Genomic DNA, 14,163 nt, shown 5'->3' on the forward strand with positions numbered 1-14,163 from the left:
AACAAGGGTATTATCAAACAAAAACCCTCAGAACATGTATCACACGTGGAGACCTCACTATGTCGCGTCCTTGGCTTGCTCATTATCCCGCTGGCGTTCCTGCGGAAATATCTATCGAGCCTTATGCGTCATTGCCTGACTTGCTGGATCGGGCGTGCCGCAAGCATGCCGCGCGTGTGGCATGCACGGCCATGGGGGCGGATATCAAGTATGCGGATCTGGATCGCCAGGCGCGTGCGTTTGCAGCATGGTTACAGAGCCAGGGCCTGCAAAAGGGCGCGCGCGTGGCGCTGATGATGCCTAACGTGCCGGCGTATCTGGTTTGCCTGTTGGGTACATTGCGTGCGGGCCTGGTGGTGGTCAACGTCAACCCGCTCTACAAGACAGATGAATTGCAGCGGCAATTGCTCGACAGCGGCGCCGAGGTCATCGTCATTCTGGAAAATTTTGCGCATACCCTGCAGGCCGTCAGTGATCGTGGTGCGCTGCGGCATGTGGTGGTGACGGGGCCGGGCGACCTGCTGGGTGGTTTGAAAGCGCCCCTGGTGAACTTCGTGGCTCGCCACATCAAGCGCATGATCCCCGATTGGCGGATTGAGGGAGCACATCAATTGTCTCGCGTGTTGTCGCAGGGCGCCTCGGCCACGTTCACTCCCCCGCCATTGGGGCATGATGACGTCGCGGTTTTGCAGTACACAGGGGGCACCACAGGCGTACCCAAGGGGGCTATGTTGTCGCATGGCAATCTGATCGCCAACGTGCTGCAACTCGAGGCCGTGGCCCGGCCGGCGCTGAAGGATCTGGACAATGTGCAACTCACCATCATCAGCGCTTTGCCGCTGTATCACGTGTTTGCCATGACGGTGTGCGGCTTGTTTGGACTCTATGCGGGGATGCGTAATGTGCTGATCATCAATCCCCGCGATCAACCCGCCTTGATCGATGCGTGGCGCAAGACCGGCATCAATATTTTCCCCGGCGTAAATACCTTGTTCAATGCCCTGGCGAACAACCCCGATTTTGCCAAACTGGATTTTTCCGGATTGCGATTGACGCTGGGCGGTGGAATGGCGGTGCAGCGCCATGTGGCTGAGCGATGGTTGCAGATCACGGGGCATCCTTTGGTAGAGGGCTATGGTTTGTCGGAAACCTCGCCCGTGGCGACCGTCAACCCTACCGACACGACGGCGTATTCTGGTTCAATCGGTTTGCCTCTGCCATCGACCGATGTAGCGATTCTGGATGACGAGGGCAATACGGTGCCGCTGGGCGAGCGTGGCGAGGTATGCATACGCGGCCCGCAAGTCATGTTGGGATATTGGCAAAAGCCCGATGAAACGCGCCAGTGCATGACAGCAGACGGTTTCTTTCGCACGGGCGATATCGGCATCATGGACGAGCAGGGCTATACCCGTATCGTCGATCGCAAGAAAGACATGATTGCCGTATCCGGTTTCAAGGTCTATCCGAACGAGGTTGAGGCCGTCATCGCATCACATCCCGGCGTTCTGGAATGCGCGGTCGTGGGCGTGCCCGATGAACACTCTGGCGAGGCCGTGAAAGCCTTTGTGGTGAAGAAGGACGAATCCCTGACTGAATCGCAACTGATCGAATGGTGCAAAGACAAGCTCACCGGCTATAAGCGCCCGCATAGCGTGGAATTTCGCGCCGAGTTGCCCAAGAGTAATGTGGGCAAGATCTTGCGGCGCGAATTACGGCCGGACTAGTTGGTTCATTCTTTGCGCAGGTGTGGGGCGATCATGCCGTGCAAGGCCTCGACAATGTCGGGGTTGCCGGCCACCACGCGTCCGCCGATGGGCCAGGGGTCATGTTGATGCATGTCGTGGCAGACTCCACCTGCCTCGCGCACGAGCAGCGTGCCTGCTGCAACGTCCCATGGCGCCAGGCCCATTTCCCAATAGCCGTCGTAGCGTCCGCATGCAGTCCATGCGAGATCCAGCGCTGCGGCTCCCATGCGCCGCACGCCGCGCGTGATGCAGATCGCTTCTTTCAACATAGGCATGTATTGATCTGCGAACGAGAAATCGCGAAACGGAAACCCCGTCGCGAGGACGGCGTCAGCGAGCGATTTGGTGCGCGAGCAGGTAACGCGTCGGCCGTTGAGCCATGCACCAATGCCGTGCACAGCGGTGAATAGCTCCTCGCGGCAGGGGTCGTACACGACACCAATGACCGGCGTGTCTTCTTGTAGGGGGTCCGGACCGGGAACTCGTGCGCCCGCATGGGCAACGAGCGCAATCGATACAGCATAGTGAGGAATGCCGTGCAGAAAGTTGGTCGTGCCATCCAGCGGGTCGATGTACCAGGTGGCGGGGCCTTGAGGAGTGCCGCCTGTTTCTTCGGCCACAATGCCGAAATCCGGGGTGCGCGAACGCAGCACCTCGATAATCGCAGCCTCGGCCTCGCGATCGGCTTGGGACACCAAGTCGTTGCGGGCCTTATGATCAATCACAAGGTCGCTGCGATGATGAGCATAGGATTGCAGGATCGCAGCACCTGAATGAGCTGCCGATGCGGCAGTATCAATCGCAGCGCACAGATCCAGCGCAGAGGGTGAAGGCATCGTAGTACGTCCGGTCTTCAGCATGAGTCCAGTGTAAGCCCTTGCGGCTGCACGCTCGCCACTTCTGTCAGAATCAGGCGTTTATACGTGGCTTTCACCCAACGTCATATGCTTGTCGTCTTAGGTATGCTGTATGTCGCAACGCATTGATGGGCTGCGTGGCGCCGGATCGTGAAAATCTCGTAATTTCCCGCAAAATAGCCGCGTTGCGCGCCTTGTGGTCGTGTCTCTTTATTTATGTCTTCTTACGTTCCGCTGACTGCTCCTGACGTTGGTTTCGATGCCGATGGCCATTTTCGCAATACTTCGTATGGCGATGTTTATCATTCGACCGCAGGTGCGCTTGGGCAAGCAGAGTATGTATTTTTGCGAGGCAATGGTTTGCCGGAACGGTGGCGTGGGCGGGGCGCCTTTACCGTGTGCGAAACGGGTTTCGGATTGGGGTTGAATTTTCTGGCGTTGTGGGACGCATGGCGCAAAGATCCCGCCCGTTGTGCGCGATTGCATATGCTTTCGGTCGAAGCGCATCCGTTTGCGCGCGATACTCTGGCCCAGGTGTTGCGGCGGTTGGCGCCCGAGTCATTGCGTGCATTGGTTGATCAGTTGGTGGCCCAATGGCCAGCCTGCCTGCCGGGGCTGCATCGCCTGGAGTTCGAACGGGGGGCCGTCACCCTGACATTGGCTTTTGGCCGAGCCGAGACCGTCGTACCGCAATTGCGCGCCCGCGTAGATGCGTATTTCTTGGACGGCTTTGCGCCAAAACGCAATCCCGATTTGTGGCAACCCGCATTGATGCACGACCTGGCGCGCTTGGCCGCGCCTGATGCCACCCTGGCTACCTGGGCCAGCGCGGGCGCGGTGCGTCGGGCCTTGACCGATGCGGGGTTCGAGGTCCGCAAGCAGCCAGGATATGCGGGCAAAGTGCACATGACGGTGGGCGTGCGGACGGCGCAAACGCGGCCGTCTGCACCAACGAGGCAGCCTGCACACGCGAAAGGCGCCACGTCGTTCGGCGACAGGGCCGTTGCATTAGACGAGGCTTGGTCCCTGGCGCGTGACGCAGACAGTCTCGGCACCGACGAGATCGTCGTTGTCGGCGCGGGGCTGGCAGGAGCCGGTATCGCACAGGCGTTGGCGCTACGCGGCCGGTCGGTGGTGGTGATTGATCCCGCGAATTCGGCGGGCGACATGGCACATGCCGGACACGTCGCGGCAGCCCTGACGCCAGTGATCGCCCGTGATGATAATGCCCGCGCGCGGCTATCGCGCGCGGGCAGTTTCAGAGCCCAAGCCCGCTGGGCTGATCTGGCACCGGATGCTGCCCCGCTGCGTTGCGGCACGGTGCAGCTCGAGCGCGATGCGGGCCGTACCGCGGCGTTGGACGACACGTTGCGGCAACTGCAGTTTCCGGCAGATTGGGTGCGAGTCGTTGATCGTGACGAGGCGTCGGCGCTGGCTGGCATGTCCGTCGCCAGAGGGGGCATGTTTCTCGCAGATGGGTTATTGGTGCAGCCTGCGGCATTGATCCCCGCCTTGTTGCATACGCCTGGTGTGCGGCGTGTGTCGGGATGTGCATTCGATTTGCAGCGTGTTGCCTCGGGTTGGCAAGTCCGAGCTGCCGACGGCCGAGTGCTGGCTCAGGCCACGACCGTGGTGCTGGCCAACGCGTTCGGGGCGCAGGCCTTGCTGCGAGAGAGCGGATTACTGGACCCATTGCCGAGGTTGGCGCAAATGCATCGGCTGGCTGGACAAGTCAGCTTGTTACCGGCCTCTGGGGGGCGCGAGACGGGCGGCACTCGCGAGGCAGATGCCGGCCCGCGCTGTATCGTCGGCGGTGAGGGATATCTCCTGCCTGCAATACAGGGACAGTGCGTGGCCGGCAGTACGTATGAGCATGGCGCCCTGACCTCGGACATCAGCACAGCGGGTCAGCAAACCAACCTCGACAAGGTCGCTGGGCTCTTGGGAGGCTTGCCGCCGGCCTGGGCGTCGCTGACGCCCGGCGAACTGCCGGGATGGGCGGGATGGCGGGCCGTGCTGCCCGGACGCTTGCCGGCGATTGGTCCGTTGTCGCATGCTCCCGGGGTGTGGGTAGCGGCGGGTTATGCGTCGCGGGGCCTCAGTTGGTCGGCATTGAGCGGAGACCTGATCGCCAGTGCGCTATGCGGCGAACCGCTGCCGTTGGAAGCCGATCTGCTTGCCAGCATTGCGCCGCGTTGACGTCACGATGGCGGCTGTTGGCGGCAGAAGCTCCAATAAATCGCCTAAATCCGCCCGGCAAAAATGCCGAAATCACCCCGGTTTTCGGTGTTTTGTATTCAACTTTTCGGCCTGTTCGGACAGGCAATTCGACCCGAAAAACGAAAGCGATTTTATTTCGTGGGCCAAATCCGTCAAAATAGCGTTTTTTAACGGTTTTTTGGCTTAAGCCGGGGGATGCTCTGTGCCGCCCAAGTTCGACTTTGCCCATACTACCCAGCTCGAGTCCGTCGAGTTGCTGTCGTCACGCCCCAGCCGCATCGATTTCGATGCGGGTGACGGGTTGCACCTGGTAGTCGAGGCGCATGCGCCTGGTGTCTTTCGCCTGCGCTGTGGCCAGGCGAGTGTCCTTAATGAGGAGAAACCCAGCGCGCGCGTACGCGCCGTTGCGGAAATGTTGCTGGCTCGCCAGGAAGCAGTAGGCGAGTGTACGGTCACGCCCCAAGACGACGGCAAAGGCTGGCGTATTGCTCAGGGCGAGGTGTCGCTCGATATCCAGACGGATCCCGTGCGGATCGCCTTGTATCGTGGCGAAACGCAGGTGCTTGCTTCTGATATCTCCGAGCACGAACCCGCTTTCGGCCATGACGCGCTGGATGAGGTTGATGACGCAGTCTGGAGCGCGGCTTTCACGCTGCAGGCTGATGAGCGTCTCTACGGCCTGGGCGAAACCTCCGGTGATCTGAATCGTCGCGAAGAAGCGATCGTTTCCGATGACCCGGATCATCGCGCGCTGCCGCTGGCCTGGAGCCCGCGCGGTTGGGGCATCTATGTCAATACGATGCATCGCGTGCACCACGATCTGGGGGTGGCGCCGACGGCGTCTGCTTATACGGTCAGTGTCGAAGACACCGTGCTGGACGTGTTCCTGTTCGTCGGCGACCCCAGCGAGATCCTGAACCAATACACGGCGTTGACGGGCCGTGCCGGCCAGCCGGTGCTGTGGGCGATGGGTGCCTGGCTGCAGCAGGCCGAGGGCGAGATGCCTACCGAGACCGCCGCGTTGGTCGAGCGGATGCGCGAGCTGCAATTGCCGCTGGATGCCGTCAAGCTGGCCGCACCGTCGGCCTGGGGATTCCAGTCCGACAAGGCTGTCTTTGAATGGGACGCTCAGCGTTTCCCGGATGCCAAACAAATGCTGGCGCTGTTTCACAAGCACCACGTTCACGTTGCGGCAACCGGTTTCCCTGGTGTCATCCAATCCAGCCCCCTGTTCGAGGAACTGGAGGATCGCGGCTGGCTATTGACCCGCGACGACGGCGGTGCCCAGGTTTTTGACGGCAACGACGCCACGGCCGGTCGGCCCTATGGCTTGCTGGATCTGACCTATCGCGACGTCTATAACCTCTGGATCGAGCGCCATCGCCAATTGATCGAGGACGGCTTGGACGCCCCGGTCTGTGATGCGCAGATTGCCATCCCTGATGATGTCAGCGCACGCAATGGCGACAACGGCGCGATCCTGCGTTCCCAATATCCGTTGCTGGCACGGCGCGCCTTGTTCGAGGCTGTCGCTGGCCACAAGGTCCCGCCCGAGGGCGTGGTGCCCAGCACCGATTTGTTCCCGGCGGCCCAGCGCCTGCCGTGGCAGCTCGGCCCGCAAGTCACCAACGACTGGGCCGGATTGGAACAGACCTTGCGCACGGCGTTGTCCATCGGGGCGAGCGGTGTGCCGGTGCAGGTGCATAACATCGGTTCGGCCAAGGCTCCGCTCGATGGCATGAGTGCCGAGCTTTATCTGCGCTGGCTGACTGTTGGTGTGTTTTCGGCGAATTTCTGCTTCCAGGGCGTTCCTGGCTTGATGCCCTGGGCGTTTGGCGATGAGGCGCTCGAGCAGGCTCGCACCTGGCTGCAATGGCGTTATCGATTGGTCCCCTATGTCCTGGGCGCGATCGAAGACTCGGCTCGTACTGGGCTGCCGGTACAGCGCTCGATGGCATTGAGCTTTCCGCATGACCCCGAGGCCCACAATTGGGACCTGCAGTACCTGCTGGGGCCGGCCTTGCTGGTGGCTCCGGTGATGCAGCCGGGCAATAGCGTGAACGTGTATCTGCCCAAGGGCGATGCTTGGTGGGATTTGAACACCGGCTATCGCTACGAAGGCGGCACCACCTTGGCCGTGGAATGGGGAACGGACAAATACCCCGTCTTTGGCCGCGAAGGGCATATGTTGTGTCTGGGCCCTGTGGCGCAGCATGCGGGCGAGTTCAACTCTGCGCGCATTCTGGACGAGGTCTGGATGTTTGGCATGCCGGTGCACAACCCCGTGGTGATGCGCAACAAGATCCGTGTCATGCAAATGCAGGGGTCCAGCTATATCAAGGGCCTCGAAGGCCTGCGCATCCTGCCCTCCGAGGGGCTGGAAGTCAAACGCCGCGGCGCCGAAGTCCGCATCTCGCGCGCTCGGTAACCAGCGTCTCCTGGCGTCCATTGGCGGCAAACGCCGATGGACGCCGATCTTGCTGTTCCCATTGATCCGCCCGTGACCTCTGCTTGCTGCTGGGGCCGGACAGGTTCGCAGGTGGGGCGGTTATATTTCTAATAGTTATTAAAAAGAGACGAAACTGTCGTTCTCTTTAGAAGCGCGATCCTCCACAATCGCAACGCCATGATTCACATCCAACATCTATCGAAGACTTACGCGACGCCGCACGGCCGCTTTGAGGCGCTGCGCGACATCAGCCTGCAGATCGAACAGGGCGAAGTCTTCGGCATCATCGGCCCCAGCGGGGCAGGAAAAAGCACGCTGGTCCAGTGCATTAATTTGCTGGAGCGTCCCGATAGCGGCCAAATATCTATTGGCGGCACTGAGCTGACTTGCCTGGACGAGACCGAGCTGCGCAACCAACGCCGCCGTATCGGCATGGTGTTTCAAGGCTTTAACTTGCTGGCTCGCCGTACGGTGTACGGCAACGTGGCTTTGCCTCTGGAGATCGCAGGCGTGCCGCGTGATCAGATTCCCGCCAAAGTCGAGCGCTTGCTGGCGCTGGTCGGGTTGGAACATCTGCGCGATCGCTATCCCAGCCAGATCAGCGGCGGGCAGAAACAGCGCGTGGGGATTGCCCGCGCCCTGGCCAACGACCCCGATGTGCTGCTGAGCGACGAGGCGACCTCGGCGCTGGACCCGGAAACCACGCACAATATTTTGGCCTTGCTGCGGGATATCAATCAGAAAACCGGTGTGACCGTCGTCATGATCACGCATCAGATGGAGGTCGTGCGCGAGATCTGTGACCGCGTGGCGGTGCTGTCTCATGGCCAAGTGGTCGAATCCGGCCGCACTCAGGATATTTTTGCCTCGCCTCGGCACGAGGTGACCAGCGCTATGGTGTCGGCTGCGACCGCCTCGGACCTGACTGACGCCACCCTGGCGGCCACACATGCACGCATGGCCGACATGGCCGCCGCACGGCCTGGGACGCAGGCGCGTTTGCTGCGTATACGCTTGGCGGGCGGCGCGGCTGGAACGTTGTTGTCCGACCTGACCCGTCAGCATGCGCTGGATGTCAGCCTGGTCCAGGCTCGCGTCGAAGACATCCAGGGGGTGGCTGTCGGTACCTTGTTTGTGTTGGTACAAGGCGAGCCTGACGCCGTCAATCAGGCGCTGAATACCCTGACCGCACTAGATATTTCCGTAGAAGACATCGCCCCATGAGTTCGCAACTGATCGACTTGCTCGTCACCTCGCTGCTGGAAACCCTGCTGCTGGTCGGCGTGCCCAGCCTGATTGCCGTCATCATCGGTATCCCGCTGGGTGTCATCCTGGTGGTGACCGCACGCGGCGCGATGCTGCAAAACCTGACCGTCAATCGCGTGTTGGGCGCCATCGTCAACATCACCCGTTCCGTGCCTTTCATCATTTTGATGGTGGCCATCATCCCGTTCACGCGGTTTATCGCTCAGACTTCGATCGGCACCACGGCGGCAATTGTGCCCCTGTCTGTCGCAGCGATTCCATTCATGGCCCGCATCGCTGAAAACGCCATGCGCGAAGTCGACTCGGGGTTGTTGACCGCCGCGCGCGCCATGGGTGCGAGTCCGTTGCAGATCATTGTCAAAGTCCTGCTGCCGGAATCCCTGCCAGGGCTGGTGGCGGCTACGATCGTGACCATCATCAGCCTGATCGGCTATTCCGCCATGGCTGGCGCCATCGGCGGCGGCGGTCTGGGCGACGTGGGCATACGCTACGGCTACCAACGTTTTCAACCGGAAGTCATGCTGGCCGTCGTGGTCGTGCTGGTCGTTCTGGTGCAGTTTGTCCAGGGCATGGGCGATTGGCTCGTGCGCCGGATGTCGCATCGCTAATCAGGAAGGTATTTCATGAGCATCAAGTTTTTCAAATCGTTGGCCGCATTGGCCCTGGGTGCGGCAGTCGTGGCCCAGCCGGCGCTCGCTCAAGACAAACCGCTCAAGGTAGGCGTGACGGCCGGCCCGCATGCGCAGATCTTTGACGTGGTCAAGGCAGAAGCCGCCAAGCAAGGCCTGCAAGTGCAGATCATCGAGTTCAGCGACTACGTGCAGCCCAATGCCGCGCTGTCCGCTGGCGATCTGGATATGAACAGCTATCAGCATCAGCCTTACCTGGATTCGGCCAATGCGGATCGTGGCTACAAACTGGTCAGCATCGGTAAGACGGTGATTTTCCCTATCGGCATCTACAGCAAAAAGGTCAAGAACCTGAACGAGCTGAAAGAGGGCGCGCAGATCGGTATTCCCAATGATCCGACCAACGGTGGCCGTGCCTTGCTGCTGTTGCAACAGCATGGGCTGATCAAGCTGAACCCCGACGCGGGCCTGAAAGCGACCCCGATCGACATTACGGAGAACCCGCGCAAGCTTCGCTTTGTGGAACTGGACGCCGCGCAACTGCCGCGTTCGCTGGATGACGTCGATGCCTCCGCTGTGAACACCAATTTCGCCATGGAAGCAGGCCTGGACCCCAACAAGGACGCGATCGTGCGCGAGTCGTCAGAGTCGCCCTATGCCAACGTGCTGGTCGTGCGCGAGCAGGACAAAGACCGCGCGGATTTGAAAAGGCTGGCCAGCATCTACCAGAGTGCCGCTACCAAGGCCTTTATCGCTGAAAAATTCAAGGGCGCAGTGGTTGCCGCCTGGTAATTTGGGACGGCGCCAATCGACGGCAACCGCGTTGTCGTCGACAATATTTTGAGCAAGAACGTAATTTTAGATTTGACAGGCTGATTCAGTTCCGTCATAATCTTGGGCTTCGGTCGGGCCTTTAGCTCAGTCGGTAGAGCAGCGGACTTTTAATCCGTTGGTCGCGAGTTCGAGTCTCGCAGGGCCCACCACCAGATGCAAAACAACGCCAACTCTTCGGAGTTGGCGTTGTTGTTTGTGGCGTTAGGCTTGAGATTCAGTGCCCATTGCCGGATCGCTTACCGAGTGTTCGCCAGTCTCTACCCGGCCTGCAAAGCGGCGTACGAATGCGGCATCGCTGTCGCATTTCACCTGGAAATCGTACCAACGGCCGCTGTCGGCCAGTTCCCAATGCAGGGATTCCTGGGCACCTGCCGCGACGCTGACTGTCCATGGGCCGTCCTCGCGATACGCCAGCGGCGTGATCGTGAAGGTGCAATCCGCCGAGCCGCCATTCATCAGTTCCGCGTATACATTGCCGTTGGCGATGTCATAGCAGACACGTATTTCCGGGTGCGCACCGCTGTCGGCGATGCGCGCCGTGTCGCCGACGAAGTGACGGTGATAGCCATTGGGGCCGAGCACCCACAGATCGTAGTGTCCCAGATTGTCCAGGCCCGCGTTCCACGTGTCGTCCAGCGTCGTGCCGGCCTCTAATGTGTAGCGGCGCGGAATGCGGTCCAGATGATGGCGGTCATAGACATGAAACACGGCAGCCTGCGTGCCCGTGTTGGCGAACAGCAGTTGAACCTGACCGTCGGCGGTGGCGCGTGCGCTGGTGTGCAGCTCATAGGGCAGTGCGCGCGATGGACGCGTGCCGCTGGCCTGCAGCGGCATCTGCAAATCGGTCGGTAGCGGCACTTGAGGCAACGCAGCCTGAGCATCGCGCAACTGATCGGCATCGGCGCGCGTGAGGCGGCCATTCAGCGTCGGCAGCACTTCTTCATTAGGCGTGGCGAAATTGAGTGCGCTGGTCAGATCGCCACAGACGGCACGGCGAAATGGGCTGATGTGGGGTGCCTGGACACCGAAACGCGTCTCCAGAAAACGCAGTACAGACGTGTGATCGAACACTTGCGAGTTGACCCACCCGCCACGGCTCCACGGGGAAATCACGTACAGGGGAACGCGAGGGCCGGGGCCAAACACACGTCCGTCAGCCTGGGGCTGGCCAGAACTGCCCGTCGGCGAGGGCTGCGTATAGTATTCGTATGCCATATCGCCCTCTGACAGCGTGGTCTTGCCTGCGAGGCTGCCGTCGGCATTGCGCGAGGGGGCGGACGGTGAGGGCACGTGGTCAAAGAAACCATCGTTCTCATCGAAGTTGATCAGCAGGACGGTCTTGCTCCAGACCTCCGGGTTGGCGGTGAGCGCATCCAGAATTTCCTGGACGAACCATCCGCCTTGCACCGGACTGGAGGGGCCGGGATGTTCGCAATAGATCGAGGGCGCATTCACCCACGACACTTGCGGCAGCCGCCCCTCTAGCACATCGCGCCGGAACGCATCCAGATACGTGTCGGGTGTCGTGCCGGGCAAGGTGTTGGCGATGCCTTTGTACAGCGGATTGCCGGGGTTGTCCGTGGCTGCATCATAGGCGTGATACGGCAGCGCTTGGCCCGTATCGGCATACGGCGAATTCGGCTCGCCGCCACTGGAAACCGGAAAGCCCGATGCCAGATTGGCCGCACGGAATTGACGGAATGCGCCCAGCATGTTGTCGCCCCATTCGTCGGGCATGTTCTGGTAGCAGATCCAGCTGACGCCTGCGTCCTCCAGATTCTCGGCGTAGGTTTTCCAGGTGTAGCCGGTCTCCTCATTGCCTGCCGTGCCGGCGATCCAGTCCCATTCGTTGTTCACGTAGGCGACATTCTGCGCGGTGGGGCCGTTGGTGCCAGTCAGGTGGAATGAGCGATTGGCATCCGTGCCTGTGTGCATGCTGCAGTGATAGGCATCACAGAGCGTGAACGCATTGGCCAGCGCGAATTGAAAGGGGACCTCCTGTTCCTTGTAATACCCCATGGATTGATCCTGCTTGTAGCGGGGCCATTGGGTCATGCGGCCATTGTCCCAGGCCTCCTGGCTGTCGACCCACGTATGGTTCGTGCCTGACACGCGTTGGGCATTATTGGCCGTGCTATCCAGGTGATAGGGCGTCAACAGCGCGCCGTTTTCGCGCTCCTGCTGCCAGACCTTGCGGTCGTTGACCATGGGAATGGTGAGCCGGTCGCCAAAACCGCGTACGCCTTTGAGCGTTCCGAAATAGTGGTCGAACGAACGATTTTCTTGCATCAGGATGACGACGTGTTCGACATCCTTGATGGTGCCCGTCTTGTTGTTGGCGGGGATGGCCAGTGCTTTGCGGATGCTGGGCGGGAATGTCGCGAGGACGGCGGCGGCGAGGCCTGCGCCGGTGGTGGTTTGCAGGAATTGGCGGCGTGAGGTCATGGAGATTGGTGAGGCAGTCGTGGGCGGATGGCAGGCATCAGGGCGCGCAGCGCAACTGGGGTTGCGCGGGCTGTTCGGTACCGGGCTCGCTGGGGGCGGGCGATGAGTCGTCGTCATCGCCGCTGCCACAGGCCGCCAGCAGAACGGCCATCGCCAGAGACGCGGCCAACAGGCGTATAGAGGAAAGGGTGGGCATAGGTCCGAGGTTTGCGAAGGATGAAAAACGGCTCGACGCGACGAGGCGTCAAGCCGATGCAAGCCTAAAAGGGGGACGTGACAGTAGAGTGAAAGCTGCGGGGAAGTCTGTAACGAAACCGCGCGTTGGCTGGAATGCGTAAACCGCTGGTTGAAAATGCCCAAGCGCTGCTTGCGGTGTTTTCATAGTGCGCCACGAGTGCTTCGACACACGAGTGCCTCGGACGCAGAAATAGGGCTTTACACGAACTTATGCTCAAAGGTAGCATAACTGCCTGTGCTCTTTTTTTGGTCTAAATATGCTCATTCTGAGCATATAAGAATGCTGTCGAGATGGCGCCCAATGGAGACTTAGCGATGGAAACGCTCGCCCCTAGAACGATCGAATGTGATCTACCCGTTCGGTCTGCTGCCGGCCTCACGCCCGTAGCCCAGGCCTGGACTCATGTGCCAGAGCCGCTGCAGACAGAGCAAAAGGCTGCATTAGTCGAACGTATCCGCGACCTGCTGCAGCGCGAACGCGCGGTACTGGTGGCTCATTACTATGTCGATGCCGATCTGCAGGAGCTGGCCGAGGCCACCGGCGGCTGTGTGGGGGATTCTCTGGAAATGGCCCGCTTCGGACGCGACCATCCCGCCGACACACTGGTCGTGGCCGGCGTGCGTTTCATGGGCGAGACCTCCAAGATCCTGAGCCCGAACAAACGTATCCTCATGCCCGATCTAGAGGCCACCTGCTCGCTCGACCTGGGGTGTCCACCGGACGCCTTCAGCGCCTGGTGCGACGCTCATCCGGGCCGTACCGTGGTCGTCTATGCCAACACCAGCGCTGCGGTCAAAGCCAGGGCCGATTGGGTCGTGACGTCGTCTATCGCATTGGACGTCGTGGCCGATCTGCACGCGCGCGGGGAGCGCATTCTGTGGGCACCCGACCGGCATCTGGGCGATTACGTGCAGCGTCAGACTGGCGCCGACATGCTGCTGTGGCAGGGCGCCTGCATCGTACATGACGAGTTCAGAGGTACCGAGCTCGAATTGTTGCGCGCCGATTATCCGCAGGCCAAAGTGCTGGCGCATCCCGAGTCGCCGCAGCCGGTACTGGCGCAGGCGGACGTAATTGGCTCCACCACACAACTGATCGACGCCGTCCGCAAGCTGGATGCCGAGTCATTCATCGTCGCCACCGATCAGGGCATTTTGTACAAGATGCGCGAGGCCGCGCCCGGCAAGACCTTTATCGCCGCGCCGACCGCTGGCAACAGCGCCACCTGCAAGAGTTGCGCGCATTGTCCCTGGATGGCCATGAACGCGTTGTCAAACCTGGCCGCTGTGTTGGAACACGGTCGCAACGCTATCACGCTCGATCCGGAGCTGGGAAGGCTAGCCAAGAAACCGATTGATCGCATGCTGGCGTTTGCCGACGAGCGCAAACAACGCGTGCGCGCCAGCGGCGATATGGCACGCGATACGACGCTGTATGCCAATGTAGGGCCGGCCTGAGGGACAGGAGCGCAATTCAT

9 protein-coding genes, 1 tRNA gene and 1 pseudogene are annotated in these 14,163 nt (G+C 60.9%); 8 read left to right on the top strand and 3 right to left on the bottom strand.

The window, feature by feature from the left end:
- Positions 1 to 59: 59 nt before the first annotated feature.
- On the top strand, positions 60 to 1,727 hold the full coding sequence (locus ACYVIT_RS02305; protein WP_415805590.1) for an AMP-binding protein: 1,668 nt from the start codon (positions 60 to 62) through the stop codon (positions 1,725 to 1,727).
- A gap of 5 nt (positions 1,728 to 1,732) precedes the next feature.
- Here the strand turns inward: ACYVIT_RS02305 and ACYVIT_RS02310 are convergent, their stop codons facing one another.
- Positions 1,733 to 2,584, bottom strand: coding sequence for an inositol monophosphatase family protein (locus ACYVIT_RS02310; RefSeq protein ID WP_415805589.1), 852 nt, complete (start codon positions 2,582 to 2,584; stop codon positions 1,733 to 1,735).
- 237 nt (positions 2,585 to 2,821) lie between these two features.
- Between ACYVIT_RS02310 and mnmC the strand changes: the two genes are divergently transcribed.
- The 6 genes and pseudogenes from mnmC to ACYVIT_RS02340 all read left to right on the top strand — a co-directional run bounded on the left by mnmC (position 2,822) and on the right by ACYVIT_RS02340 (position 10,152).
- Positions 2,822 to 4,804, top strand: coding sequence for a bifunctional tRNA (5-methylaminomethyl-2-thiouridine)(34)-methyltransferase MnmC2/FAD-dependent 5-carboxymethylaminomethyl-2-thiouridine(34) oxidoreductase MnmC1 (mnmC, locus tag ACYVIT_RS02315; protein ID WP_415805588.1), 1,983 nt, complete (start codon positions 2,822 to 2,824; stop codon positions 4,802 to 4,804).
- Positions 4,805 to 5,027: 223 nt separating this feature from the next.
- Positions 5,028 to 7,253 carry a glycoside hydrolase family 31 protein gene (locus ACYVIT_RS02320; protein WP_415805587.1) on the top strand — a complete coding sequence of 742 codons (2,226 nt, stop codon included), beginning with the start codon at positions 5,028 to 5,030 and terminating at the stop codon, positions 7,251 to 7,253.
- Between the two features lie 198 nt (positions 7,254 to 7,451).
- Positions 7,452 to 8,535 (top strand): annotated as a pseudogene (locus ACYVIT_RS02325) (methionine ABC transporter ATP-binding protein); the annotation flags it as partial.
- The gene (locus ACYVIT_RS02330; protein WP_094823069.1) at positions 8,495 to 9,148 is read left to right on the top strand and encodes a methionine ABC transporter permease; all 654 of its coding nucleotides are present in this window, start codon (positions 8,495 to 8,497) and stop codon (positions 9,146 to 9,148) included. The pseudogene ACYVIT_RS02325 and the gene ACYVIT_RS02330, both read left to right, overlap by 41 nt.
- A 15-nt stretch (positions 9,149 to 9,163) precedes the next feature.
- Positions 9,164 to 9,961, top strand: a complete 798-nt coding sequence (locus ACYVIT_RS02335; protein WP_415805586.1) for a MetQ/NlpA family ABC transporter substrate-binding protein — start codon at positions 9,164 to 9,166, stop codon at positions 9,959 to 9,961.
- A gap of 115 nt (positions 9,962 to 10,076) precedes the next feature.
- A tRNA-Lys gene (locus ACYVIT_RS02340) sits at positions 10,077 to 10,152 on the top strand.
- A gap of 52 nt (positions 10,153 to 10,204) precedes the next feature.
- Here the strand turns inward: ACYVIT_RS02340 and ACYVIT_RS02345 are convergent.
- Both ACYVIT_RS02345 and ACYVIT_RS02350 read right to left on the bottom strand, forming a co-directional pair.
- Positions 10,205 to 12,448, bottom strand: coding sequence for a phosphocholine-specific phospholipase C (locus tag ACYVIT_RS02345; protein ID WP_415805585.1), 2,244 nt, complete (start codon positions 12,446 to 12,448; stop codon positions 10,205 to 10,207).
- A 37-nt stretch (positions 12,449 to 12,485) separates the two neighbouring features.
- Complete coding sequence (locus ACYVIT_RS02350) at positions 12,486 to 12,644, bottom strand: hypothetical protein (protein WP_415805584.1); 159 nt, start codon at positions 12,642 to 12,644, stop codon at positions 12,486 to 12,488.
- A gap of 356 nt (positions 12,645 to 13,000) precedes the next feature.
- Between ACYVIT_RS02350 and nadA the strand changes: the two genes are divergently transcribed.
- Positions 13,001 to 14,143: a quinolinate synthase NadA gene (gene nadA, locus ACYVIT_RS02355; RefSeq protein ID WP_415805583.1), complete on the top strand. Its 1,143-nt coding sequence runs from the start codon at positions 13,001 to 13,003 to the stop codon at positions 14,141 to 14,143.
- Positions 14,144 to 14,163: the final 20 nt, after the last annotated feature.

The sequence above is a fragment of the Bordetella muralis genome, from assembly GCF_054781015.1.

Bases quoted from the DNA above. Each gene is read 5' to 3' on its own strand.
- ACYVIT_RS02305 (WP_415805590.1), top strand. From the start codon at position 60: ATGTCGCGTCCTTGGCTTGCTCATTATCCCGCTGGCGTTCCTGCGGAA.
- ACYVIT_RS02310 (WP_415805589.1), bottom strand. From the start codon at position 2,584: ATGCCTTCACCCTCTGCGCTGGATCTGTGCGCTGCGATTGATACTGCC.
- mnmC (WP_415805588.1), top strand. From the start codon at position 2,822: ATGTCTTCTTACGTTCCGCTGACTGCTCCTGACGTTGGTTTCGATGCC.
- ACYVIT_RS02330 (WP_094823069.1), top strand. From the start codon at position 8,495: ATGAGTTCGCAACTGATCGACTTGCTCGTCACCTCGCTGCTGGAAACC.
- ACYVIT_RS02335 (WP_415805586.1), top strand. From the start codon at position 9,164: ATGAGCATCAAGTTTTTCAAATCGTTGGCCGCATTGGCCCTGGGTGCG.
- ACYVIT_RS02345 (WP_415805585.1), bottom strand. From the start codon at position 12,448: ATGACCTCACGCCGCCAATTCCTGCAAACCACCACCGGCGCAGGCCTC.
- ACYVIT_RS02350 (WP_415805584.1), bottom strand. From the start codon at position 12,644: ATGCCCACCCTTTCCTCTATACGCCTGTTGGCCGCGTCTCTGGCGATG.
- nadA (WP_415805583.1), top strand. From the start codon at position 13,001: ATGGAAACGCTCGCCCCTAGAACGATCGAATGTGATCTACCCGTTCGG.